At 70.6% G+C, this 24,431-nt stretch carries 24 protein-coding genes; 10 read left to right on the forward strand and 14 right to left on the reverse strand.

Annotated features, from left to right (window positions below):
- Positions 1-85: 85 nt before the first annotated feature.
- Together EK403_RS06175 and EK403_RS23580 are read right to left on the reverse strand one after the other, a co-directional pair.
- Complete coding sequence (locus EK403_RS06175; RefSeq protein ID WP_128776626.1) at positions 86-1,147, reverse strand: DNA topoisomerase IB; 1,062 nt, start codon at positions 1,145-1,147, stop codon at positions 86-88.
- On the reverse strand, positions 1,147-1,272 hold the full coding sequence (locus EK403_RS23580) for a hypothetical protein (RefSeq protein ID WP_280986438.1): 126 nt from the start codon (positions 1,270-1,272) through the stop codon (positions 1,147-1,149). The genes EK403_RS06175 and EK403_RS23580 overlap by 1 nt, the downstream gene beginning before the upstream one ends.
- A gap of 127 nt (positions 1,273-1,399) precedes the next feature.
- Between EK403_RS23580 and EK403_RS06180 the strand changes: the two genes are divergently transcribed.
- The gene (locus EK403_RS06180; RefSeq protein ID WP_128776627.1) at positions 1,400-2,410 is read left to right on the forward strand and encodes an asparaginase; all 1,011 of its coding nucleotides are present in this window, start codon (positions 1,400-1,402) and stop codon (positions 2,408-2,410) included.
- A 100-nt stretch (positions 2,411-2,510) separates the two neighbouring features.
- Here EK403_RS06180 and EK403_RS06185 read toward each other — a convergent pair whose 3' ends face one another.
- Complete coding sequence (locus tag EK403_RS06185) at positions 2,511-3,392, reverse strand: transporter (protein WP_128776628.1); 882 nt, start codon at positions 3,390-3,392, stop codon at positions 2,511-2,513.
- 373 nt (positions 3,393-3,765) lie between these two features.
- Positions 3,766-5,133: a TIGR03808 family TAT-translocated repetitive protein gene (locus EK403_RS06190; RefSeq protein WP_128776629.1), complete on the reverse strand. Its 1,368-nt coding sequence runs from the start codon at positions 5,131-5,133 to the stop codon at positions 3,766-3,768.
- Between the two features lie 109 nt (positions 5,134-5,242).
- On the opposite strand from EK403_RS06190, the gene EK403_RS06195 reads away from it, so the two are divergent.
- Entirely contained in the window at positions 5,243-5,992 is a 750-nt protein-coding gene (locus EK403_RS06195) for a TlyA family RNA methyltransferase (RefSeq protein WP_128776630.1), read from the forward strand.
- Positions 5,985-7,223, forward strand: coding sequence for a class I SAM-dependent RNA methyltransferase (locus tag EK403_RS06200; protein WP_128776631.1), 1,239 nt, complete (start codon positions 5,985-5,987; stop codon positions 7,221-7,223). Before EK403_RS06195 ends, EK403_RS06200 begins: the two co-directional genes overlap by 8 nt.
- 10 nt (positions 7,224-7,233) lie before the next feature.
- Here the strand turns inward: EK403_RS06200 and EK403_RS06205 are convergent, their stop codons facing one another.
- On the reverse strand, positions 7,234-7,815 hold the full coding sequence (locus EK403_RS06205; RefSeq protein ID WP_128776632.1) for a histidine phosphatase family protein: 582 nt from the start codon (positions 7,813-7,815) through the stop codon (positions 7,234-7,236).
- Positions 7,816-7,826: 11 nt separating this feature from the next.
- Positions 7,827-8,639: an enoyl-ACP reductase FabI gene (gene fabI / locus EK403_RS06210; protein ID WP_206659488.1), complete on the reverse strand. Its 813-nt coding sequence runs from the start codon at positions 8,637-8,639 to the stop codon at positions 7,827-7,829.
- 252 nt (positions 8,640-8,891) lie between these two features.
- Between fabI and EK403_RS06215 the strand changes: the two genes are divergently transcribed.
- The 3 genes from EK403_RS06215 (at position 8,892) to EK403_RS06225 (ending at position 10,837) form a co-directional block, all read left to right on the forward strand.
- Positions 8,892-9,362 carry a nuclear transport factor 2 family protein gene (locus EK403_RS06215; protein WP_128776633.1) on the forward strand — a complete coding sequence of 157 codons (471 nt, stop codon included), beginning with the start codon at positions 8,892-8,894 and terminating at the stop codon, positions 9,360-9,362.
- Between the two features lie 96 nt (positions 9,363-9,458).
- The gene (locus EK403_RS06220) at positions 9,459-10,541 is read left to right on the forward strand and encodes a WD40/YVTN/BNR-like repeat-containing protein (protein WP_128776634.1); all 1,083 of its coding nucleotides are present in this window, start codon (positions 9,459-9,461) and stop codon (positions 10,539-10,541) included.
- A complete protein-coding gene (locus EK403_RS06225) occupies positions 10,538-10,837 on the forward strand; it encodes a MoaD/ThiS family protein (protein ID WP_128776635.1) in 300 nt (99 codons plus the stop codon). Before EK403_RS06220 ends, EK403_RS06225 begins: the two co-directional genes overlap by 4 nt.
- A gap of 2 nt (positions 10,838-10,839) precedes the next feature.
- Here EK403_RS06225 and EK403_RS06230 read toward each other — a convergent pair whose 3' ends face one another.
- The 3 genes from EK403_RS06230 to EK403_RS06240 all read right to left on the reverse strand — a co-directional run bounded on the left by EK403_RS06230 (position 10,840) and on the right by EK403_RS06240 (position 13,199).
- Positions 10,840-11,472: a LysE family translocator gene (locus tag EK403_RS06230; RefSeq protein WP_128776636.1), complete on the reverse strand. Its 633-nt coding sequence runs from the start codon at positions 11,470-11,472 to the stop codon at positions 10,840-10,842.
- A gap of 118 nt (positions 11,473-11,590) precedes the next feature.
- Positions 11,591-12,571, reverse strand: a complete 981-nt coding sequence (locus tag EK403_RS06235) for a DnaJ C-terminal domain-containing protein (protein ID WP_128776637.1) — start codon at positions 12,569-12,571, stop codon at positions 11,591-11,593.
- 109 nt (positions 12,572-12,680) lie between these two features.
- On the reverse strand, positions 12,681-13,199 hold the full coding sequence (locus EK403_RS06240) for an RT0821/Lpp0805 family surface protein (RefSeq protein WP_245479539.1): 519 nt from the start codon (positions 13,197-13,199) through the stop codon (positions 12,681-12,683).
- A gap of 179 nt (positions 13,200-13,378) precedes the next feature.
- Between EK403_RS06240 and pdxH the strand changes: the two genes are divergently transcribed.
- The 3 genes from pdxH to EK403_RS06255 all read left to right on the forward strand — a co-directional run bounded on the left by pdxH (position 13,379) and on the right by EK403_RS06255 (position 16,564).
- Positions 13,379-13,981 carry a pyridoxamine 5'-phosphate oxidase gene (gene pdxH / locus EK403_RS06245; protein WP_128776639.1) on the forward strand — a complete coding sequence of 201 codons (603 nt, stop codon included), beginning with the start codon at positions 13,379-13,381 and terminating at the stop codon, positions 13,979-13,981.
- 19 nt (positions 13,982-14,000) lie between these two features.
- The gene (locus EK403_RS06250; RefSeq protein ID WP_245479540.1) at positions 14,001-14,921 is read left to right on the forward strand and encodes an SDR family NAD(P)-dependent oxidoreductase; all 921 of its coding nucleotides are present in this window, start codon (positions 14,001-14,003) and stop codon (positions 14,919-14,921) included.
- Positions 14,922-15,055: 134 nt separating this feature from the next.
- Complete coding sequence (locus EK403_RS06255; protein WP_128776640.1) at positions 15,056-16,564, forward strand: S8 family peptidase; 1,509 nt, start codon at positions 15,056-15,058, stop codon at positions 16,562-16,564.
- 63 nt (positions 16,565-16,627) lie between these two features.
- Here EK403_RS06255 and EK403_RS06260 read toward each other — a convergent pair whose 3' ends face one another.
- The 5 genes from EK403_RS06260 to EK403_RS06280 form a co-directional block, all read right to left on the reverse strand.
- On the reverse strand, positions 16,628-18,979 hold the full coding sequence (locus tag EK403_RS06260) for a putative bifunctional diguanylate cyclase/phosphodiesterase (protein WP_128776641.1): 2,352 nt from the start codon (positions 18,977-18,979) through the stop codon (positions 16,628-16,630).
- Between the two features lie 88 nt (positions 18,980-19,067).
- Positions 19,068-20,048 carry a magnesium transporter CorA family protein gene (locus tag EK403_RS06265; protein ID WP_128776642.1) on the reverse strand — a complete coding sequence of 327 codons (981 nt, stop codon included), beginning with the start codon at positions 20,046-20,048 and terminating at the stop codon, positions 19,068-19,070.
- A 79-nt stretch (positions 20,049-20,127) separates the two neighbouring features.
- Positions 20,128-20,376 (reverse strand): exodeoxyribonuclease VII small subunit, encoded by a 249-nt coding sequence (locus tag EK403_RS06270; protein ID WP_280986453.1) that lies wholly within the window; start codon positions 20,374-20,376, stop codon positions 20,128-20,130.
- A gap of 28 nt (positions 20,377-20,404) precedes the next feature.
- Positions 20,405-21,331, reverse strand: coding sequence for a histone deacetylase family protein (locus tag EK403_RS06275; protein WP_128776643.1), 927 nt, complete (start codon positions 21,329-21,331; stop codon positions 20,405-20,407).
- A gap of 94 nt (positions 21,332-21,425) precedes the next feature.
- On the reverse strand, positions 21,426-23,204 hold the full coding sequence (locus EK403_RS06280) for an acyl-CoA dehydrogenase family protein (RefSeq protein WP_128776644.1): 1,779 nt from the start codon (positions 23,202-23,204) through the stop codon (positions 21,426-21,428).
- A 147-nt stretch (positions 23,205-23,351) separates the two neighbouring features.
- Between EK403_RS06280 and EK403_RS06285 the strand changes: the two genes are divergently transcribed.
- Positions 23,352-24,314, forward strand: coding sequence for an L-threonylcarbamoyladenylate synthase (locus EK403_RS06285; protein WP_128776645.1), 963 nt, complete (start codon positions 23,352-23,354; stop codon positions 24,312-24,314).
- Positions 24,315-24,431: the final 117 nt, after the last annotated feature.

The following is a 24,431-nucleotide window of genomic DNA, read 5'->3' on the forward strand; positions in this document are numbered from 1 at the left end:
AAACCGTCTCTTTCGCACGCGAAAATCGGCGAAGACATGGCGACGTCCCGGTCCTCGGCCTGAATCGACGCGGGCGGCGAAGAATTCAGCGGGCGCGTTTCATCCGGGTCACGAGCCGCGCGACCGTCTTCTCCGCCCGTCGCAGCCCCGGCCGGCCGCGCGCGCCGTCATAGGCCTTCTTCAGGGCGCCCGACGCGAAAGCCTCGACCACGACCGCATGGACATAGGATTTCCGCACCACCGCCGGGGTGTTGGAAAGCCGGTCCGAGATCGCCCGCATGACGGCCGCGAGCTGACGCCTGCGGCCGGTCTCGCTCGCGGCCGGCTCGATCTCGACCAACTCCTCGGCCGCACTCGCGCTCGCGCCGAGCTGGCGCAGGTCCTTGGCGGTGACCGGCAGTCCCGTGATCTCGCGGATATAGGCGTTGACGTCGGTCGAGGTGATGCGCCGCACCTTGCCGGTCTCGTCCCTATACTGGAACAACCGCCGGCCGGGCAGCGAGGAGACGCGCGCAAGCGCCCGCGCGAGCCGCGGCGAGCGCATCCGCATCTTGACGTCCTTGCCGCCCTTGCCGCGGAACGAGAGCTCGACGCCCTCGCCCCTCACCTTCACGTGGCGCTTCAGCAGCGTCGAGGCGCCGTGCGCCTTGTTGGAGCGGACATAGGATTCCGAGCCCACCCGGATGTGGGTCTCGTCGATCAGCGCGACGGCGGCGGCGAGCGCCTTGCGGCGGCTGAGCTTGGGGCTCGCCATGTCGCGCGCGACGGCCCGCCGGAGTTTTGGAAGCGACTCGATCACGCGGTCCAGCCGTTCGACCTTGCGGGTCTCGCGCACGGCGTCCCAGTCTGGATGGTAGCGATACTGGGTGCGGCCCGCCTCGTCGCGGCCTGTCGCCTGGAGATGGAGGTTCGCGTCTTTCGCGATCCTGACGTCCTCATAGGCGGGCGGGATTGCGAGCGATCTGATCCGGGCGACGACGGCCTCATCGTCGATCCTCGCTCCCTTGGCGTCGACGTAGAAGAACCCCTTGCCGGCCCGCTTGCGGACGATGGTGAGATCGTCGGGCGACGCGATCCTGAGACCGGCCTCCGCGGCGATCCGCGCGACTTCGGCGTCGTCGTCATCGTCGAGGTCGACGGCCGCCATCAGTGCGACCTCAGCGCTTCGATGATCTTGGCCTTGCTCGCCTTCGACAGCGCCTCGCAGACGTCCGGATTCCTGATCGACGGATTGCCGGCGGCGTCGCCGGACGGTCTCTTCGTTGCGGCCACGGCCATGCCTCCCTGTCGCCCTCGGGCGATGGTCGATGAACACGGCGGCGCGCATGTCGGTTCCGCCCGGCCCTCGCCCGCGCTATGTCCGGCCCGACGCCGGGCGCCGGCTGCGAGGGCTTCGGGAATGACCGCATCGGTGACTTTGGTCGAGGTGACGCGCGGGATCGCGGTCGAAAGCCGCCATCTCGGCGCGGTCGCAGTCGCGGACGCCGAGGGCGGCCTCGCGCTCGCGCTCGGCGACGTCGAGCGGCCGGTCTTCGCGCGCTCCTCGGTCAAGGCCTTCCAGGCGCTGCCGGTCGTCGAGAGCGGCGCGGCCGACCGGTTCGGCTTCACGGACGCCGAGCTCGCGCTGGCGTGCGGTTCGCATGGCGGCGAGCCCGACCATGTCGCGACCGCGGCCGGCGCCCTGGCCCGCCTCGGGCTCGACGAAGAGGCGCTCGAATGCGGCGCGCACTGGCCGCTCAACGACACCGCGGCCCGCGCGCTCGCCGCGAGCGGCTCGGGCCCGACCCAGCTCCACAACAATTGCTCGGGCAAGCATGCGGGCTTTCTGTGCCTCGCCTGCGCCATGGAGGCGACGCGCGAGGGCTACGCCGCGATCGAACACCCCGTGCAGCGGGAAGTGACCGCGGCCATCGAGGCGGCCACGGGCTCGAGCCTCGCTTCGGCGCCGGTCGGGGTCGACGGCTGCGGCGCGCCCACCTACGCCCTGCCGCTCGCCGTTCTGGCGCGCGGCTTCGCCCGCTTCGGGACAGGGCGCGGCCTTCCGCCCGGGCGCGCGGCCGCCGCGCAGCGGCTGATGCGCGCCGCATGGTCGGCGCCGGCCCAGGTCGCAGGCCACGGTCGCTTCGACACCGAGACGATGCAGACGCTGGCGGGACGAGCGTTCGTCAAGATCGGGGCGGAGGGCGTGCACGCCGCCGCGCTTCCAGAGCTCGGGATCGGCATCGCGCTCAAGATCGACGACGGCGCGAGTCGGGCGGCCGAAGCCGCCATGGCGGCGTTGCTGCTGCGCTTCCTCGCCCCCCACGGCGAGGCGGCCGAGCGGCTCGAGGCGCGCGCTCGCCGTCCGCTGCGCCGTGTGACCGGGCAACAGGTCGGCGAGATCCGCGCCTCCGAGGCATTGAAGGCCTGACCGGAGGCCGGTCCAGCGGCGCCGCGGGACGCCCAAACGAAAACGGGAGCGCTTGCGCGCCCCCGTCTCGAGATCCGAATGGATCAGTCCCGTTCTCGTCTCAGTACTTGGTGACGAGCGGAGCCGCCGGGGTCGCCGGAGTCCAGAGCGGGATGATGATGCGCGACCAGAACCGGGTGTCCTTGGCGCGGTTGTTGCTGCCGCCCGTGCCGCGAGCGTAGACGTCGCGGGTCAGGTAAGCCTGCAGGATGACCGGGCCGAAGTTGTAGCCGACGAGCGGGCCGACCGCGAACTGCTTGGTCTTCGGAGTGCCCTTCAGAGCGTCGGGACGATCATACTCGGTCGAACCGAAGCCGACCGCGCCGATTTCCCACTTGCCGAAGGTCTTCGTGGCCGTCAGATCGAGGTTGAAGCCGTTCGAGGTCGTGTTGAACGCCGCGTAGTTCGAGGTGCCGAAGGTGATGCCCCACAGCAGGTTCGCGGTCAGGTTCCAGCCGTCGCCGGTGTAGCTGATCGCGAAGTCCTGACGCCAGGTGGTGGCGGGAACGCGGATGTCGCGGTCGCCGGCGTTGAAGTAGATGCCCGACAGGTAGCTGACGCCGAAGCCGCCGCCGAGGTCGAACGCAATCTTCGCAGCCAGAAGCGGGTTGTAGAACCCGTAGGGATCAAATCCGCCCGGCAGATCCGCATGGATCATCGGAGTCGCGGCGAGCAACTGGATATTGCCGCCGAACAGGGTCCACGGCGTCGACCAGGCGATGACCGGGATGTCGACCAGCAGCTTGGTGTCCGGCATCCCCTTGTTCTTGCGCACGCCCCAGTCGAGCGTGTTCACGAAGTACACGCCTTCCGGGAGCGGAGCGCCCATGGCCAGACCGGCGGTCTCGCCGGGCTGAGCGGTGGTGCCGGCGTTAGCCGCCGTCGCCGTCGCGGTCAGCGCGAACGCGCCAACCGCCGCAATTTTCATCACATTCTTCAGCATGTTGCCTTTCCTCCGATCGGCGCCCTGCCGGGAACGCCGCCCATCCGAGCACGATTTTCGTCTTCGCCTGCTGGTTCGGTTTCTTCCGTCCCCGAAACCGAATCTCGTCGGAAACCGAACCGACAGGCGCAACAAGCGCCCCCGACTCGGCGCCGCCTTCCGCAGAGGACATTTTTTGGGCGGGGATTGCTACCGGAATCAGGGCCCCGAGGCGCCGTTCCGGCCGCGGTGTCGCCGAAATGTCGCAACTTGAAGGACGCCGGAAAGCCTCAACTTCGATGTCTTTTCGGCGCCCTCGGCGCCCGTGCGCTATGCAATTTATAAGGAATACAAACGCTTGTCTGGCATGCCTAATTTTCCATCGGCCGCCCGCCTAGCGGGGCGTGTTCTGGGCGACGGTGAGGCCCGGAAAGCCCTGCGAGCCGCCCAGAGCGAGATCCGGCGTCACTGCCTGCGCCCATCGATAGCCGAGCACGGCGCCGCGGCGCGACCCGGTTATGATGTTGCCCGACACGGTGGCGGGGCCGACGCCCTCGACCACCGACACCCCGACGCCGACGTCGCAGCCCCGGATGACGTTGCCCGAGATCGTGACGTCGCGGAGATAGGGCCCCCAGCCGGCGTTGATCCCGATGCCCGCCGCGTTCTCGACGACGTTGCCGGTGACCGCGACGTCGGCCTCGACGCCGATGCCGAGCCCGTAGCCCTCGCCGGGGCCGTCGAGCAGGCGGCGACGGAACAGGTTCCGGACCACGTTGCCCACGACCGTCGCGAGCCGTCCGCCTTCGTTGAAATTGGCGACCGAAATGCCGCTCGCCGCGCCGTCCACGAGATTGCCGGAAATCACCGCGCCGGCGAAGCCGAACTCGGCGTAGAGCCCGGTCTCGCCGCTGTCGAGGCAGAGATTGTCCGTGATCATCACGTCGTCGGCCTGATGGGCGCGCACCGCCGTGAAGGCCGATCGGCGGATGGCGTTGTTCGACACGACCACGCCCGCGGCCTTCGAGACGTTGACGGCGTTGCCGTTCCAGCCGAGACCGCCGTCGAGCGCGCCGATGTCCTCGATCCGGTTGCGCGAGACGATCGAGCCGTCGTCGCCCTTGTCGGTCCGTCGAATCACCACGCCGTTGTTGCGGCAAAGCCGGATCAGGCAGTCGGTGACCGCCAGGCCCTTGCCGTCCATCGAGAACAGCGCAGCGTGGCGGGCGTTCTCGATGCGGCTCCCCCGCACCACGCCCCCGACGCCGAACAGCGCGAGCGCCGTGCCGCCGGCGTTCAGGACCTCGACCTCGTCGAGCAGCAGCTCCGCGACGTCCTGGCCGATCAGCACGCCAGCCTGCGCGCCGGCCGGGATGTTGCCGCCGTCGAGCGTCACGCCCCTAAGGGCCACGCGCCTTGCGCCCTTGGCGGAGAGCAAGGGTCCCGCGCCGTTGAGCTCGAGCCGCGTCTGGCGCGCCGCGCCGACCAGGACCGTCCCGTCCGGCAGCGAGACGTTCGCGGCGCGGTACACGCCGGGCGCCAGCGCGAGCGGCCGCCCCTCCCGCGCCGCCTTCTCCAGCGCGCGGCCGAGCGCGCGGCTCTGGTCGGCGTCGCCGGGCCGCACGCCCGCGCTGGCGCCATCGAGCGAGCCCGGCAGAGCCTCGGCCCAGGACGGCGCGGCCGCCAGGGCCGCGACGGCCGCGGCGCGAGACAGGAAGCGTCTCCGCGTGACTTCGGATTCGGCCAGGCTCGCGCGGTCCACGTCTTCAGCCCCTGCTGGCCGTCCCCCGACGGCCGCGACGCCAGACTAGCGGGCCCCGCCGGATCCGCGAAACCACAGCCGCGCGAGAAGCTGATAAGACTGAACGCCGATGTCCAATCCGCCGCCCCGCCGCCGCGCCGACCTGCTGCTGGTCGAGCGCGGCCTGTTCGAAAGCCGCGCCAGGGCGCAGGCCGCGATCGCGGCCGGACTCGTCACCGCCGACGGCGCGACGGTCGGACGCGCCTCCGATACGCTTTCGGTCGAAGCCGCGATCACGGCCGAGCCCGCGCACCCTTACGTCTCGCGCGGCGGCGTGAAGCTTGCTTTCGCGCTCGACCGTTTCGACATCGCGGTCGAAGGGTTCGAGGCGCTCGACGTCGGCGCGTCGACCGGCGGCTTCACCGACGTCCTGCTGGCGCGCGGCGCCGTCCGTGTGGTCGCGGTCGACGTCGGACGGGGGCAGCTCCATCCGCGGATCGCCGCCGATCCTCGGGTGACGAGCCGCGAGGGCGTCGACATCCGCGACTTCGCCGCCGCCGACCTGCCGGCCGCGCCGGGCCTCGTCGTGATCGACGTCAGCTTCGCGCCGCTCTCGGCCGTGCTGCCCGCCGCGGCCATGCTGGCGGCGCCGGGCGCCGCGATCGTCGCGCTGGTGAAGCCGCAATTCGAGGTCGGCCGGAAGGCGATCGGCAAGCGCGGAATCGTCAAGGACGAGGCCGCGCGGCTGCATGCTCTTGCGGCCGCGTGGGATCTCGCGAGCGGATTGGGGCTGGTCGTCCTCGGCGATGTCCCTTCTCCGATCACGGGCGGCGACGGCAATGTCGAATATCTGCTGGCGGCGCGGAAGCCGCATGGCTGAGCGCGTCCGCATCGAGCAGCTCGGCGCCCGCGGCGACGGCGTCGCGGCGACGCCCGACGGCCCGCTCTACATCGCGCGCGCGCTTCCGGGCGAACTCGTCGCGGTCGAACGACGCGGCGAGCGCGGCGTCCTGCTCGACGTGATCGAGCCTTCGCCCGACCGCGTCGCGGCCTATTGCCCCGAGGTCGGCCGCTGCGGCGGCTGCGCGACCCAGGAGCTTTCGCAGGCCTCCGCGCTCGACTGGAAGCGCGGCCTGCTGATCGAGGCCTTCGCGCGCGCCGGCGTCGCTTGCGAGGGCCTCGTGGCGTCCACTGTCGACGCGCACGGAGCAGGCCGACGGCGCGCGACCTTCCACGCCCGCTTCGGCGCGGACGGCCGGCTCTCGGTCGGCTTCGCGGAGGCGAAGAGCCACGCGATCGTGGCGATCAGCGACTGCCCGCTGCTCGCCCCCGCGATGGTCGGCGCCCTGCCCGCCGCACGGGCCGTCGCCGCGACGCTCGCCTCGAAGCGCAAGCCCCTCGACCTGATCGTGACCGCGACCGACACGGGGCTCGACCTCGACGCCCGCGGCTCCGGCCCGGTTCCCGAGCCGCTCCGGCTCAGGCTGGCGCGCGTCGCCGAAGAGCACGACCTCGCGCGGCTATCGATCCATGGCGACGTCGTGGTGGCGCGCCGCAAGCCCGTGCTTCAGATCGGGCGGGCGCAGGTTTCGCCGCCGCCCGGCGGCTTCCTGCAGGCGACCGAGGCGGGCGAGCGCGTCCTCGCCGAACTCGCCGCGGCCGGGATCAGCAAGGCGAAGCGCGTCGCTGATCTGTTCTGCGGCGTCGGAGCCTTCGCGCTGCGGCTCGCGGAGACCGCCGAGGTGTTCGCCGCCGACGCCGAACGGCCCGCGGTCGCGGCGCTCGACGCCGCGGCGCGCGCCGCGCAGGGGCTCAAGCGCGTGACCGCCGAGGCCCGCGACCTGTTCCGGCGACCGCTGACGCCGAACGAGCTCAAGGGTTTCGACGTCGTGGTGTTCGATCCGCCGCGCGCCGGCGCCGAGGCGCAGGCGCGCGCCCTCGCCACCTCGGGCGTGCGCCGCGTCGTCGCCGTCTCGTGCAATGCGACGACGCTCGCCCGCGACGCCGCGATCCTGATCGCCGGCGGCTACCGGCTCACGGGCGCGACGCCCGTCGACCAGTTCCGCCACTCGGCCCATGTCGAGACGGTCGCGGTCTTCGAGCGGCGCTGAAGCGACGCCTTCACCCCCAGCGCCAGGCCCCGTCCTCGATGATCAGCGCCCTGCCCTGGCGGATGTGAAGCTCGGGCAGCCGGTCGCGATCGGCGCCGCCGAACGACGCGAGCACGGCGCGCGCGACGCCGCCATGGGAGACGAGGACCGTCGGGCCGTCGAGCTCGCCGAGCACAGCGCCGACCCGCGCCGACAGATCCTCGTAAGATTCGCCGCCGGGCGGCCGATGGCTCCAGCGTGCGGCGTCGCGGGCCTTCATCTCGCGAGGCTCGCGGGCGCGGATGTCGGCGAAGGTCGAGCCCTCCCAGCGGCCGAACGACATTTCGGCGAGCCGCCCGTCGATGGCGTGATCCTCCGGATCGAGGCCGAGCGCGGCGCGCAGCCGCCGCATGGTCTCGCGGGCCCGGAGCAGCGGGCTCGACAGGAAGCGCATCTGCGAAAGCCCGGGGACCGCGGCGAGCGCGCGGCCCACCGCGTCCGCCTGGTCGCGGCCGCGGGCGTTGAGCGGAATGTCGGTCTGGCCCTGCAGCCGGCCCGCGACGTTCCAGTCGGTCTCGCCATGCCGGACGAAGACGAGCGGCGGAACGGCCATGCGTCCCGGGCTCAGACGACCGAGATGTCCGGCGCTTCGGGGTTCTTCATGCCGACGATGTGGTAGCCCGCGTCGACATGATGGACCTCGCCCGTCACCCCGCGGCCGAGGTCGGAGAGCAGATAGAGCGCGCTGTCGCCGACTTCCTCGTTGGTGACCGTGCGGCGCAGCGGCGAGTTCAGCTCGTTCCACTTCAGGATGTATCGGAAATCGCCGATGCCCGACGCCGCGAGCGTCTTGATCGGGCCCGCCGAGATCGCGTTGACGCGGATCTTCTTCGGGCCGAGATCGGCCGCGAGATAACGCACCGAAGCCTCGAGCGCGGCCTTGGCGACGCCCATGACATTGTAGTGCGGCATCCATTTCTCTGCGCCGTAATAGGTCAGCGTCAGGATCGAGCCGCCATCCGTCATCAGCTTCTCGGCGCGCTGCGCCACCGCGGTCAGCGAATAGCAGGAGACGAACATCGTCTTGTGGAAGTTGTCCGCGGTCGTCTCGATGTAGCGGCCGTCGAGCTGGTCCTTGTCCGAGAACGCGATGGCGTGGACCAGGAAGTCGAGCCCGCCCAGAATCTCTCCCGTCTTGTCGAACACGGCGTCGATGGTCGCGGCGTCGGTGACGTCGCAATGGCCGACGACCTCGGCGGAGAGCTCGGCCGCGAGAGGCTCGACCCGCTTCCTGAGCGCGTCGCCCTGATAGGTGAAGGCGAGCTTGGCGCCCGCGGAGGCGCAGGCCTTGGCGATGCCCCAGGCGATCGACCGGTTGTTGGCGACGCCCATCACCAGGCCGCGCTTGCCGGCCATGAGGCCCTGGACGTCAGGCATGAAGCACCTCTTACGCGAACCGCATGGCGACCCGGGAACGCGGTTGCCTATGGCATAGGGTCTTGGGGGCATCAAGCACAGGACCGGGGCGCGTCGTCACGGCGCGTTTCAGTTCGCTGCGGCGCAAAAAAACGCTGTCCCATTTCGGCACAGGCCGTTCCTTTCAGGAACGGCGAACCAGGCGTCGATCCGGTTGACCACCCTTTTGGGCCGTGATCCCGTAACGCTCCGCCGTCACCTCCGGAGCCTCCGATGTCCGAGCCGCGCCCGCCGTTCCCGCCCTTCGATTTCGACAGCGCGACCCTGAAGGCGCGCAAGGCCGAGGACGCCTGGAATACGCACGATCCCGAGCGGGTGTCGCTGGCCTACACCGAGGATTCGACCTGGCGGAACCGCTCCGAGTTCTTCGCCGGCCGGCCGGCGATCGTCGAGTTCCTGACCCGGAAGTGGCGGAAGGAACTGGAATACCGGCTGATCAAGGAACTCTGGGCTTTCCACGAGAACCGCATCGCGGTGCGCTTCCAGTACGAATGGCACGACGACGCCGGCGACTGGTTCCGCTCCTACGGCAATGAGCAGTGGGAGTTCGACGCCCAGGGCCTGATGCGACGGCGCGAGGCCTCGATCAACGACGTGCCGATCAAGGAAAGCGACCGCAAGTTCCTGTGGCCGAAGGGGCCTCGGCCCGAGGATTTTCCGGGCCTCACGGCGCTCGGGCTCTAGGCCGTCGGAAAATTTCGGCGGCCGGCTGTCGGGTCGGCGGCGGGCCGTTCGTCCTGCGGGGGCGCGTGACGACGCGCTGAACCGATGGAGGTCGCGATGGCGACGAAAGTGCTGACGCTGCTCGGCACCAAGAAGGGCGCGTTCATCCTGACGAGCGACGCCGAGCGCAAGGACTGGTCGCTGAGCGGCCCGTTCTGCGAGACGTGGCCGCTGAACCATGTGACGGCCGACCCCAACACCGGCGTGATCTACGGCGGCGGCGGGAACGAGTGGTTCGGTCCCGCGGTCTGGAAGTCGGCCGATCTCGGCGAGACCTGGACGCATTCGAGCAAGGGCCTCGCCTATGAGGCCGGCAAGGACCCGATCTCGGCGGTCTGGAGCCTCGCGCCGGGCCATGGCCGGCTCTACGCCGGCGTCGCCCCCGCAGGGCTGTTCTTCAGCGAAGACGGCGGCGAGACGTGGGAACATGTCGAGGGGCTTCAGAGACACCCGACCCGCCCCGAATGGCAGGCGGGCGGCGCGGGCCTCATCCTGCATTCGATCGTGCCGCACCCGGCGGACGACAAGCAGATCTGGGTCGGCATGTCGTCGGTCGGCGTGTTTCACACGTCGGACGGCGGCGAGACCTGGGAGCCGCGCAACACGGGCACGCGCTGCGACTACCTGCCCGACGACCAGAAATATCCCGAGTTCGGCCAGTGCGTGCACTGCGTCGTCATGGCGCCGGGCGGCTCGGGCCGGCTCTACCAGCAGAACCATTGCGGCATGTATCGCAGCGACGACGGCGGCAGGAGCTGGTCGAGCATCGAGGCCGGCCTGCCTTCGAGCTTCGGCTTCCCGGCCGCGGTCCATCCGCGCGACCCCGAGACGCTTTATCTCGCGCCGCTCAACGGCGACATCGCGGGCCGCTTCATGCCGGACGCCAAGGCCGCGATCTGGCGCACCCGGAACGGCGGGTCCGGCTGGAGCGACCAGCGCTCGGGCCTGCCGCAGCAGAACGCCTATCTCAACGTGCTGCGGCAGGCGATGGCGGTCGACCGGCTGGAGCCGGCGGGCGTGTATTTCGGCACGGGCTCCGGCGAGGTCTACGCCAGCCGCGACGAGGGCGAGAGCTGGACTTGCGTCGCCAGTCACCTGCCCTCGATCTCCTCGGTCGAGACTCTGGTGGTGGAGAAATGAGCACGGCCCCGGCCCTGAGGGCGGAGGCGGCGCCCGCCGTCGTCCGCCTCGCGCCGCTGCTCGTCACGCTGTTCCCGGAGGCTGAACGGATCGTCGAGATCGAAGCCTCGACGGTCGACGAGATGGTCAACGCGCTCGAGGCGCGCTGGCCCGGCATGCGCGACCGCATCTGCGACTCGCGGCCCGCCATCCGGCGCCACATGAACGTGTTCGTCGACGGCCGGCGCGCCAAGCTCGACACGCCGCTGAAGCCCGGCGCCGACGTCTTCATCCTGACGGCGATCAGCGGCGGGTAGGCCTATCTCCGCGTGTCGAGGGCCATCCGCACGGCGAGCGCGCCGAACACGGTCGCCATCAGCCAGCGCTGGGCCAGCGCCCAGAACGGCCGGCGGGCGAGGAAGCCCGCCATTGCGCCGGCGGCGAACACGAAGACCGCGTCGCCGATCATCCCGATCGCGATCTGGACGCCGCCGAGCGCGAGCGTCTGAGTCAGCACCGCGCCGCGCTCCGGATCGATGAACTGCGGCAACAGCGCGAGATAGAGCATCGCGATCTTGGGGTTGAGCAGGTTCGTGAGCAGCCCGACCGCGAATAGCTTGCGCGGGCGGTCCGGCGGCAGCGCCTGAACGCCGAAGGGCGAGCGACCGCCGGGCCGCACCGCGTCGAAGGCGAGCCAGGCGAGATAGATCGCGCCGCCGATCCTCAGCGCGTCATAGGCGTAGGGCACGACCAGCAGCAGCGCCGTGACGCCGAACGCCGCGGCCAGCATCCAGACCAGGAAGCCGGCGCCGACGCCCGCAAGCGAGATCAGCCCCGCGCGCGGGCCCTGACTGACCGAACGCGACACAAGGTAGATCATGTTCGGGCCCGGCGTCAGGACCATGCCAAGCGAGATCGCCGCGAAGGCGAGCAGGGTCGAGGCTTCGGGCATTGGCGGACTCCGGCGAACGATGCGGCGTGGTCTCCGTCCGGGCAGAAAAGTGCCGAACGTCCCGGATTTCAAACGCAAGCTGGTGATCGCGGCCATTCGGCCGGCTGATCGGGCGCCGTCAGGCGTTCGGATCGTAGGGCGCGTTGTCGCGCATTGCTTCCGCGAGTTCGGTGAGACGCAGATCGCCGCCCTTCGGCAGCGCGATGCGGAGTTCGACCAGCAGGTCGCCTGCGCCGGCCTTGGCCTGCACGCCCTTGCCGCGCAGCCGCAAGGTGCGGCCGCCGTCCGAGCCGGGCGGCACCTTCATCTCGACCGCCCCGTCGAGCGTCGGCACCCGGACCTTGCCGCCGAGCACCGCGTCGTAGAGCGTGACCGGCACCTCGACCCGCAGGTCGCGGCCCTCGGCGCGGAACTGAGGGTCCTTGCCAACATGCACGACGATCAGCGCGTCGCCCGGCTCGCCGCCGAAGCCGCTCGGCAGTCCCTGGCCGCGGAGACGGATCGTCTTGCCCTCCTCGATCCCGGCGGGAATCGAGACTTCGAGGTCCTTTCCGGTCGGCAGCCGCACGCGCTGCTTTGCTCCCCGCGCCCAGTCGCGGAACGGCAGGGTGACTTCGGCCTTGAAGTCCTCGCCCTTGGGCGGTTCGCCGCCGCCGAAGGCGCTCTCGGCGCGCGGCCGCCGGCCGCCAAAGGCGCCGAGGATCTCCTCGATGAAGTCCTCCTGGGACTCGGCGCCGCCGCCCCGGCCGGCGCGCGCCCGACCGCCGGCGAAGGGGCCGCCGCCGGTCCGGAACTCGAAATCATGGGCTTGGCCGCCGCGCCGCGCGCCCGCGCGAGGTCCCCAGGGGCCGCCGCCCGGAAAGCCCTGGAAGCGCGGCTTGCCCTCGGCGTCGATCTCGCCGCGGTCGAACTGGCCGCGCTTTTCCTTGTCGGACAGGAGCTCATAGGCCTGACCGATCTCCGCGAACTTCTCCTTCGCAGTCGGGTCGTCGGGCTTCTGGTCGGGGTGCCAGGTCTTGGCGAGCTTGCGGTAGGCCTTCTTGACGTCGGCCTCGCTCGCAGACCGCGCCACGCCGAGCACGTCATAGGGATCGCGCATCGCGTCGGGGTTTTCCGTCCGTTCGAGAGGGCTTGCGCGCCAGATTAGGCGCGCAGGCGGTCCGGCTCAATGTGGGCGCCTGTCACCCGTTTGCAACAGATTCGGCCGGCTAGAGGGTGCGGCTCGCCGTCGTCCTGATGGCGACCGCCTCCCAGTGGCCCGCAGCCGTGCGGCAGGCGGTGCCCTCGAGGCGCTGCTCCTGGCCGCGGCCCGAATGGCTCGCGGCGAACGGCCGGCACATCGCGCCATGCTCGACCACCGTTCCCGCCGACGCCTTGAAGGAGCCGTAGGAGCCGGTGTCGGGGTTGGCCCACGGCACCGAGGCGTCGACGGCGTCGGCGCCCATCGCGAGGCTCAGCGCGCCGCGCGCATAGGCCCAGTCGGACGGCGTGATGGCGGGCTCGGCCGTCTCGAGCGTGCTGCGCTTCGCCGCATAGGCGACCGGCGTCGCCGCTTGCGGCGCGGCGGCGGAGGCGCCGGCGGGCGGCGCGGCGGCGGAGGCGCCGGCGGGCGGCGCGAGCGGCGCGGAGACGACGGCGTCGGCCGGCGTCGCCTGGCCCTCCGGCGCGGGCGCGTCGATGCTGCCCGTCTTGATCTCGTCGGTCTTGTCGTAAAGCGGGTAAGACACGCTGCACGCGGCCGCGGATAGCGAGAGCGCGACGGCCGTCGCGACGCGCGCCAGGCGCGCTCGCGGGCGGGCGGCCGCTCGTGTAGAGGTGACGGGCGGGGCCGCATGCGGATCGTGGCTACGCATCAAGAACTCGACAATCCCAGGATCGCCGGCGGATTAAAGGCGAGGAGCCGTTAATGTCCTATGACTTCCACCAGGCCGACGACCCCTTCCCGGCGTTCGAGGCCTGGCTCGACGAGGCGCGCGCATCGGAGCCCAACGACCCGACCGCCATGGCGCTCTCGACCGTCGACGGCGACGGGCTGCCGGACGTGCGCACGGTGCTGATGAACGGCTATGACCGCCGTGGCCCGGTGTTCTTCACCAATCTCGGCAGCGCGAAGGGCCGGCAACTTGCTTCCGCGCCGAAGGCCGCGGCCCTTTTCCATTGGAAGTCGCTGCGCAGGCAGGTGAAGTTCCGTGGCCCGGTCGAGCGTGTCGCCGCGGAGGAGGCGGACGCCTATTACGCGAGCCGGCCCCGGCTCAGCCGCATCGGCGCCTGGGCGTCAGTCCAGTCCGCGCCGCTCGCCTCGCGGGCCGAGCTCGAACAGGCCGTCAGGGACCGCGAGGCCGAGTTCGAAGGCCGGGAGCCGCCGCGGCCGGCATGGTGGACGGGGTTCCGCATCGTCCCCACATCGATCGAGTTCTGGCTTGACATGCCGTACCGTCTTCACGACCGCGCCGTCTTCACGCGAACCGGGCCGGGCGACGCCTGGACGAGAACGAGGCTTTATCCTTGAGGGACGCCGGAGGCCGGTCATGAGTTCGAAGGACCGCGAGGACCCGACCGACCCGAAGCGCGTCGAGGACGGAGCCGTGTGCCCGTTCACCGGCGCGCGGGCCGGCGACCCGGTTCCGACACTGGCGGCTCCTCCGACGACCAGGGCCGGCCTGGGCTCTGGAGCTCCGGCGGCCGCGCCCGGCCGACCGAAAGCGGCGGGCTCGAACGAACCGCGCAAGACGCTGCTGCTGACCGGCGCGAGCCGCGGCATCGGACATGCGACGGTGAAGCGCTTCTCGGCGGCGGGATGGCGCGTGATCACCTGTTCGCGCCACGCCTTCCCGGAGGAATGCCCGTGGGGCGCGGGCCCCGAAGACCACATCCAGGTCGACCTCGCCGACGTCGATTCGACCGTCGCGGCCATCGCGGAGGTGCAAAGCCGTCTGGAAGGGGGCGCGCTGCACGCGCTTGTGAACAACGCCGGCATCTCGCCCAAGGGCCCGAACCGCGAGCGGATGAGCGCGATCGACACCGCTCTCGACGACTGGAAGACGGTGTTTCAGGTCAACTTCTTCGCGCCCATCATGCTGGCGCGCGGCCTCGCGCAGGAGCTCACCGCGGCGAAAGGCTCGATCGTCAACGTGACTTCGATCGCCGGCGGCCACGTCCATCCTTTCGCCGGCGCGGCCTATGCGACCTCGAAGGCGGCGCTGGCGGCGCTCACCCGCGAGATGGCGGCCGATTTCGGGCCGTTCGGCGTTCGCGTGAACGCGATTGCGCCGGGCGAGATCGACACCGCCATCCTGTCGCCCGGCACGGACAGGCTGGTGGCGCAGATCCCGCTCCGCCGGCTAGGAACGCCGGACGAGGTCGCCAAGACGATCTATTTCCTCTGCACGGAAAACTCGTCTTACGTGACCGGCGCGGAAATCCACATCAATGGCGGCCAGCACGTCTGAGACGTCGAAGACGGCGGATCATCTCGTACGTGCGAATACTTAGTCGCGCGGCGCCTAATTGATTCTGTCCAAAATCGGGCGCAAATCGTGATCAAGACCGCCTTGATGGCGGCGATCAGACAGGCGTCAGGGACATGAATCCGGTCATCGTGCGCGCGGGGCTGGCCGGCCTTGCGCTTGTGCTTGCTCAAAGCTTTGCGTTTGGACAGACGCTCGTTCCGCGAGCGCCCGCAGAGAAGAAGAGCCTCGAGGCGCTTTCCGCCCTTCCGGCGTCCGATCGAGTGACCGTCAAGTTCCGCGAGGGCCTCAAGGTCCGCCTGCGGAGCGGCGTCCTGACCGGTCTCGACGGCCGCGACGGAAAGGCGCTCGACTCCGCGCTGGCGAGCGCGGGCGTCGACGCCCCTCGCTTCAGGCGCCTGCACAGCCGCCCCGAAGAGGCGCTCGACCGCGAGCGCGCGGAAGCCGAAGCCGAAAGCGGCGAGCAAGCCGCGGACCGCAACCTCTATTTCCAAGTGGACGTGCCGGCGGGCGCAAGCGCCGCGATCGTCGCCGACGCGCTCAACAAGCTGTCCTTCGTGGAATACGCCTCGCCAGCCCCGCGGCCGGCGCCGAGCCCGGTCGACATCTCCCCGAAGACGCCGAACTTCAAGGGAGACCAGGGCTATCTGAAGGGCCGCGGACAGGGCGGCGTCGGGGCGCTCTCGCCGGACAAATATCCCGGCGCCGACGGCAAAGGCATGCGCTTCGCCGATGTCGAGTACAGCTGGCGCCTCGACCACGAGGATCTCGAGATCCCGAACAACCGTATCCTGCCGAGCCCCGGCGAGGTCGTCGACCCCTTCAACAACCGGAACCACGGCACGGCCGTGCTCGGCGAGGCGGTAGGCAAGTCGAACAAATACGGCGTCACGGGTCTCGCGCCCGCGGCCTTCACCTATGTCTCCGGCGCCAACCGCGTCACGGGCTACAGCCCGGCCGACGCGATCAGCGTCGCGGCCTCGAAGCTCCGGTCGGGCGACGTCATGCTGCTCGAGCAGCAATACTGGACCTGCGGCTTCACCGGCGGAGACAAATATGGCCCGCTCGAGACCCTCCAGGACGTCTTCGACGAGATCAAGATCGCGACAGGTCGCGGGATCGTGGTGGTCGAAGCGGCCGGCAACGGCGAGCTCGACCTCGACGCGCCCGCCTGCAACGGGCAGTTCAACCGGAACGTCCGGGACTCCGGCGCGATCATCGTCGGCGCGGGGTCGTCCGGCGGCCGCGTGAAGCTCTGGTTCTCGAGCTTCGGCTCGCGCGTCGACGTCCAGGGCTGGGGCGAGAACGTCACGACGACCGGCTACGGCAATCTGTTCAACCCCGGCGACGAGCGGCAGTGGTACACGGCTCAGTTCAATGGGACATCCTCGGCCTCCCCGATCGTCGCAGGCTCGGTGCTGCAAATCCAGGGCGTGCTCAAGGCCTGCGGAGAAAAACCGCTGAAGGCCAAGGCGATGCGCAAGCTGCTGGTCGACACCGGCGCGAAGCAGCTCGGCGGGGGCGGCAAGATCGGGCCGCTGCCGCAGATCCTCGACGCCCTCAAGGCGACGAAAGCGCGCCAATGCGTGCTGGACGCCGGACGGCTTTCGACTGCGGCGAACTGAGAGGACGTCGTCTCCGACCGGCGCGGCGCCCTCCAGGCCCGAGCCGGTCGACTGTCGCCCGCGTCAGCCCGCAGCCCGCATGCGCTGCTTGGCGAAGGGCGACTCGAAGGACACGACCGGGCTCGGCCTTCCGACCAGATAGCCCTGGATCTCCTCGCAATGCAGCTCGGCGAGGAACGCCCGCTGCTCGGGCGTCTCGACGCCCTCGGCGGTGATCGGCATGTCCAAGCTCGCGCCGAGCGCCACCACCGCGCGGACGATCGCCTTGGCCTGCGGGCTGGTCGACAGCGTGCGGATGAAGGAGGCGTCGATCTTGATGCGGTCGAAGGGGAAGGCCTGCAGGTAGGACAGCGACGAATAGCCCGTGCCGAAGTCGTCCATCGCGATCTGGACGCCGAGCGCCTTGAGGCGTCTCAGCGTGTTCAGCGCGCCCGACAGGTCGTCGAGCAGCACGCCTTCGGTGATCTCCAGCTCGAGCCGGCTCGCGGAAAGACCCGTCTCGACAAGGATGGAGTGGACGAGCTCGACGATGTCGCCGTGCTGGAACTGCACCGGCGACAGGTTGACCGCGACCTTGCCCGGCCTCACCCAGCGCACCGCTTCGCGGCAGGCCGTGCGCAGCACCCATTCGCCGATCGGCACGATCGCCGCCGTCTCTTCGGCGACCGGGATGAACTGCACGGGAGGAACGACGCCCCGCGTGGGATGTTTCCAGCGGATCAGCGCCTCGAAGCCGACGACCTCGCCGGTTTCGCAATTCGCCTGCGGCATCCAGTGCAGGAACATCTCGTTCCGCGAGATCGCGGTCGCGAGGTCCTGCTGAAGCGCGCGCCGCTCGCGCAGCGCAAGATCCATCTCAGGTTCGAAGCCGCGCGCGAGCCCGCGGCCGTCGGCCTTGGCGCGATAGAGGGCGGCGTCGGCGTTGGCGAACAGCTGGTCGACGTCCGAGCCGTGATGCGGATAGACCGCGAAGCCGACGCTCGCGCCGCAGCGCATGGTGCGGCCCGCCACCACGGTCTCGGTGTTGAGCCGTTCGGTGAGGCGAAGCGCGACCTTGTCGGCGTCGCCGGCGTCCGGCCCGGTGCCGATCACCACGAATTCGTCGCCGCCGAGCCTGAACACCATGGCGTCCGGCGCCGCCGCCACGATCCGGCGCGCGGCGGTGCGGAGGATCTCGTCGCCGGCCGAATGGCCGAAGACGTCGTTCACCTCCTTGAACTTGTCGAGATCGACGCAGAACAGCGCGACTTCCCCGCCGCGCTTCAGCGCGGCCGCCAGCGCCTCGTTGAAGGCCGCGCGGTTGGCCAGGCCGGTCAGTGGGTCGTGATAGGCCAGATGCCGGATCTGGTGTTCCTTTCGCCGCGTCTCCGACAGGTCGCGCAGCGTGAACACCCGGCGCGAGCGCCCCTCCATCTGGACGTCGCGGCTCGACACCTCGACCCAGGCGGGCTCGCCGCCGGTCGCCTTCAGTCCGACCTCCTGGGGCTTCGCAAGGCTCGCGGACAGGATGCGGTCGGGGTCGGGGGCGTCGAGGAAGTCGCGGAACGCGCGGGCGCGCATCACCGCGGGGTCAAGGCCCGCGAGCCGCGCCGCCGCCATGTTGACATCGACGATGCGCTGGCCATCGCAGATCACAATGCCCTCGCGCGTCAGGTCCGCGAAGGCGCGTTCACGTGCCGACTTGCCGGACTCCTTTACCCGGAGCTCGAGCAGCAGGCCGACAAGGGCGGCCGCCAGCGCGACGAGGAACGCAAGGCCGGCGGCCACCAGCATGTCGTGCTTGTCGAAGGCGTTGGTCGAGGTTGCGGCGCGCGCGTTGGGGGCCAATTTCAGCGCGCCTGCCGCCACGAAATGGAAGACGAAGATTGCAGCGGCGAAGGTCAGCGCCGCGCTTACGCGGCCGACCAGTCCCGAATAGCGGGCGCCCGCCGCCAACGCCGCGGTCGAAAAGCCGATCGCCAGGACGGCGGCGCTCACGAAGGTCTTCTGATCGATGACGATCGAGCCGGCCGGCCGGACCGAGGCGACGCCGACATAGTGGCAAGCGACGATCGCGGCTCCGACGACGGCGCCGCCGCAGGCCGACGCAGCCGCGCTTCGCCACGCGCCGAGCATCGCCAGGCCAGTCGCCGCCGTCACGAGGGCGACGACGAAGGCGAGCCCGCTCATGAAAGGGGCGTAGCCGACCCCGGGCAACGCGTCGATCCGGGCGATCGAGGCGACATGCGCGGACCAGATCGTGACTCCGCACATCGCGACCGCGAGGACGGCTCCAATGGTGCGCGCGGCGGTCGCTCCGGCGGCCGAGGAGCGCGCGCAGAGCGCGACCGACACGGCGCCTCCGATGACGCTGTAGGCCGCGATCAGCGAAAGCGCGGTCGGATCGAGACGGTCAACGATCGCGTTTGGGAGCATGGCTGTCGGTGCGCGCCGGCGGATTGCAACGCGCGACCTTACGGCGTCGACCAATAACGATCCGTAACTCGCCAGAGCCGCAAACTGATCAGAGCCACCGACGCCATTTGAAGAACAGATACGGCACGACGGCGCTGATCAGCATGAGGACCAGCGCGAAGGGGTAGCCGAAAATCCATTTAAGCTCGGGCATTTGTTCGAAATTCATGCCGTAGACAGTGCCCACGAGGGTGGGGGGCAGGAAGACCACGGCCATCACCGAGAACAGTTTGACGATGTCGTTCTGGGCGAGGCTCACCATCCCGAGCATCGCGTCGAGCAGGAAGGTGATCTTGTCGTTGAGGAAGGTCGCGTGCTCGGTGAGGGCCGACACGTCGCGCTGCATCGCCTTGAGCTGGCGCTGCGTCTCCTTCGTGGGCTTCGCGCCGTTGATCTCGGCGGCGAGATAAAGGAGCACGCGCTGCAGCGTGACAAGGCTCTCGCGCGATTTGGAGTTAAGGTCGCCCTTGCGGCCGATCTCCTTGAGCAGGTCGTAATAGGGCTTGCGGTAGGCCTGCGCGCCGACCCGGCGGAAGATCGTCCGCGACAGCTGGTCGACCTCGGAGCCGACGAATTCGAGGATGTCGGCCACGCGGTCGACGACGGCGTCGAACAGCCCGATCAGCACTCCCTCGGGGGTCTCGTAAATGGCCGCGCCTTGCGCCTTGCACGCGCGCGAGGAGAACAGCTCGAACGATTTGGGCGTGTCGTAGCGGACCGTCACGAGCGCCCGCGGCGTCAGGATGAAGGTCACCGCCGAGAGATATGGATCGCCCTTCTCGAGGCTGCAGATCAGCGAGGCCGTCATGTAGCGGCCGGCGCCTTCGACATAGAGGCGGCTCGACGGCTCGATCTCGACCATCTCCTCGCGCGTCGGGACGCTCGCGCCGACCGACGCCTCGACGAAACGGTCCTCTTCCGGAGTCGGCTCGAACAGGTCGATCCAGATCGTCTCCGGCGGCAGCTCCGCTCCGGCTGCGGCGGCGATGCGCTCGAGCCCGCCGGTGCGGGAGGCGTAGGCGATCAGCATGGCGGGCTCTTCAGAGGCGTGACGAGGGCAGGAGATTTCGCCGATGGCCCAGCCGGTCAAGCGGCGCGTCGCCGCGCCCTCACTCCGGGTCGAGCGGCCGGGTTGCGGCGGGCGCGCCGTCGGCGCCGACCGCGATCGTCTCGACACGCGCCTCGGCGCGCCTGAGCAATTCGTCGCAGCGGGCCTTGAGCGCCTGGCCGCGGCGGAAGATCTCGATCGACTCCTCGAGCGGCGCCTGGCCCTGCTCGAGCCGCGCCACGATCTTCTCGAGCTCGGCGAGCGCATCCTCGAAAGTCATCGTCGAGACGTCGGGCGGCGCGGCGTTCAAGCGAAATCTCCTCGAAGCGACGCGAGGCTCACGAGCCCATCAGCGCGCGGACATGGGCGGCAGTCGAGTCGGCGAGCCCTTTGAGGTCGTACCCGCCTTCGAGCACCGACACCACCCGCCCCCCCGCGGTCTCCTCGGCGACGTCGAGCAGCGCGCGCGTCATCCAGGCGTAGTCCTCCGCCTGCAGCTCGAGGCCGCCGAGCGGGTCGCGGGCATGGGCGTCGAAGCCGGCCGAGATGATCAGGAGATCAGGCGAGAAGGTCTTGAGCGACGGGAGGATCGACTGGTCGAAGGCCTCATGGAATCTCGAGCCGCCGTCGCCGGACCGCATCGGACAGTTCACGATATTGCCGACGCCGGTCTCCGAGCGCGCGCCGGTGCCGGGGAACAGCGGCATCTGGTGCGTCGAGGCGTAGAAGATCGTGGGATCGGTCCAGACCAGCGCCTGCGTGCCGTTGCCGTGATGGACGTCGAAATCGACGATCGCGACCCTCTCGACGCCGTGCGACTTCTGGGCGTGCTTGGCCGCCACCACGGCGAAGTTGAACAGGCAGAAGCCCATCGCGATCTGCGCCTCGGCGTGGTGGCCGGGCGGGCGCTGGGCGCAGAAGGCGTTCCTGACGCGGCCCGCCATCACCTCGTCGACCGCGTGGGTCGCTGCGCCGAGCGCGCGCAGCACCGCCTCCCACGTGCCGGGGCTCATGGTGGTGTCGCCGTCGATCCGCACCATGCCCTCGCGCGGCCGGACCTGCTCGATCGCGTCGACGAAGGCCTGGGGGTGGGCGAGCGCGGCGACCTGCGCCTCGGCCAGCGGCGCCTCGGCGCGCAACAGGGACTGGAACGCCTCGGCCTCGAGCGCCTGGTCCACCGCCCGCATGCGCTCGGGCCTCTCGGGGTGTCCCGGCGGCACCAGATGTCCGGAGAAGGCCGGATGCGAGATCAGGAGGGTGGACACGGGATGGATCGCCGTTCTTGCGCTTTGGGGGACCGCGTGAGCGCCGTCGCGCCCGTGAGGGAAACCTGGGGCGCCGGCCGGCGTCTGTCGAGCGTCAGAGGGCGAGCGCCGCCTCGGTCGCCTCGGGCGACAGGGCGCCGGCCCCTTCGGTCACGCTCGCCGCGAGACCGGGCGCGGCCGTCAGCAGGTTCTCGGCGAAGAAGCGCGCCAGCGCCTGCCGCGCGGCGGCCTTTTGGGCGTCGTTGGTCCTGAGCGCCGCGAGCGCCTCCTCGGCGAGCGCCGCGCCGCCGGCCGCAAGCGCGAACAGCCTGAGGTAAGGCGTGGCGCCGGACAGCGCATGGGCGGGATCGCGGTCGGAATCCATCAGCCAGGCGGTCGCGTCCTCGAGCGCGTCGATCGCCTGGTCGAGCCGCGCCGCCGTCCCGCCGAACGCGTGCGAGGAGGCCTCCGCCACTCGGCTCGCGGTCGCCCGGAGATCGGCGATCACGCCCCGCGCCGTTTCGCCGCCCGAGAGCGGCAGCTTGCGGGTGAGCAGGTCGATGGCCTGGATGCCGTTCGTGCCCTCGTAGATCGGCGCTATGCGGACGTCGCGCAGATACTGGGCCGCCCCGGTCTCCTCGACGAACCCCATACCGCCGAACACCTGGACGCCGAGCGAGGCGACGTCGCAGCCGACATCCGTTCCGAACGCCTTGGCGATCGGGATCAGCAGACCCGCGCGCTCCTGCGCGGCCTTGGCCGCGGCCTCGTCGGCCGAGAAGCGCGCGCGGTCGAGCTCGACCGCGGCCCGGTAGCATATCCCCCTCGCCGCGGCGGTGAGCGACCGCATGGTCATCAGCATGCGCCGGACGTCCGGATGCGCGACGATGGGCGCTGCGCCCGTCCCGCCCGGCGCCCTGCCCTGCCGGCGCTCATGGGCGTAGGCGAGCGCGTCCTGCGTCGCGCGCTCGGCGATCGCGACGCCCTGCAGACCGACGGCGAGGCGGGCGTTGTTCATCATGGTGAACATGCAGGCGAGCCCGCGATGCTCCTCGCCGACCAGATAGCCGACGGCGCCCCCGGCCTCGCCGAACGACATGCTGCAGGTCGGGCTGCCATGGATGCCGAGCTTGTGCTCGAGGCCGGAGCACACGATGTCGTTGCATTCGCCGAGCGAGCCGTCCTCATGGGCGTCAAACTTCGGAACGAGGAACAGCGAGATGCCGCGCGTGCCTTCCGGCGCGTCGGGCAGCCGGGCGAGGACGAGGTGGAGGATGTTCTCCGCCATGTCGTGCTCGCCATAGGTGATGAAGATCTTCTGGCCGGTGATCAGGTAGGAGCCGTCGCCGGCGCGCTCGGCCCTCGACCTGAGCAGCGCGAGGTCGGAGCCGGCCTGGGGCTCGGTCAGGTTCATGGTCGCGGTCCATTCGCCCGAGACCAGCCTCGCCAGATATTTCGCCTTGAGCTCCTCGGAAGCGTGCGCCTCCAGCGCCTCGATCGCGCCGTGGGAGAGCAGCGGGCAGAGGCCGAACGCCATCGACCCTTGCGCCCAGAGTTCCGAGGTCAGCGCCCAGACGGCCGTCGGCAGCGCCTGGCCGCCATGCGCCTCGTCGGCGAGGACGCCGTTCCAGCCTGCCGCGGCCCAGCGCCGGTAAGCCTCGGCCCAGCCCGAGGGCGTCTTCACGGCGCCGCCTTCGAGACGCGCGCCTTCGCGGTCGCCGACGCGGTTGAGCGGCGCGATCACGTCGGTCGCGAACGCGCCCGCCTCCTCGACGATCGCGCCCAGCGTCTCGACGTCGATCTCGCCGGCCTCGCCCTCGGCGCGGGCGCGCGACAGGCCGGCCGCGTGCTCCAGCGTGAACAGCATGTCGGCGACAGGCGCGCTGTAGTGCATGGACGTCTCCATAACACGACGGGCGGCGGGTCGCTTGACGGCGGACGGCCGCGCCGTTCTATGCGCGGTCGCGAAGCGGGCGAGGCCCCAAGGATCCCCAATTTGACCGATAACCCAAAAGGTGCAGCTGCACAGTCGGACATTCGGATGACGCTGCGGCTCGGCGCGTCCGACGCGGCGGAGGGTGGCCGTCTGCTCGCGGAAGGCAAGCTCGTCGCGTTCCCGACCGAGACGGTCTATGGGCTCGGCGCCGACGCCTGCGACCCGCGCGCGGTCGCGGCGCTCTATGCCGCCAAGGGTCGCCCAGCCTTCAACCCATTGATCTCTCATGTTCTTTCGATCGAGGCCGCCGCCGCGCTCGGCCGCCTCGACGGAGACGCCCGGCGGCTCGCCGAGGCGTTCTGGCCCGGCCCGCTGACCCTCGTTGTCCCGGCCGCCGAGGAGTGCGCCGTGTGCGACCTCGCCCGCGCGGGCCTCGACACGATCGCGCTCCGCGCTCCCGACCATCCGGTGGCTCGCGCCGTCATCGCCGCGGCTAACCGCCCGATCGTCGCACCTTCGGCGAACCGCTCCGGACGCGTCAGCCCGACCAGCGCCGCCCATGTGCTGGAGGACCTCGACGACCGCATCGACGCCGTGGTCGACGGCGGGGAAACCCGGGTCGGACTGGAATCGACCATCGTCGCCTGCCTCGGCGGCGCGCCCCGGCTGCTGCGTCCGGGAGCGTTGCCGCGCGACGCGATCGAGCGCGTGCTGGGCCGATCGCTCGCCGACCCCTCAGACGATTCGGACGCGCCGCTCGCGCCGGGCCGTCTCTCCTCCCACTATGCGCCGGCCGCCGCGGTCAGGCTGGACGCGACGGAGATCGGCCCAGGGGAAGCCTATCTCGGCTTCGGTCCGGACGGCGGGCTCGCGGACCGGGCGGCGGCGTTCGAAAGCCTGAGCCCGACGGGCGATCTCGCGGCGGCCGCGGCGCGGCTGTTCGCCTGCCTGCGCCGCCTCGACGCCACCGGCGTCGCACGGATCGCGGTCGCGCCGATCCCGAACGAAGGTTTGGGCGAGGCGATCCGCGACCGGCTGGCGCGAGCAGCCGCGCCCCGGCAGTCGTGACGGCGCGCTTGGGATCACGGCGCGCCCTGCCCTAAACTCCCGCGATGACCGCTCCCATCTCCCCCGACCTCGTCGCCCGCTTCGCCCAGCTCGTGTCCGGCCGCGACAGGCTCGACG

This window comes from Hansschlegelia zhihuaiae (genome assembly GCF_004103825.1).
Classification (GTDB): Bacteria; Pseudomonadota; Alphaproteobacteria; order Rhizobiales; family Methylopilaceae; genus Methylopila; species Methylopila zhihuaiae.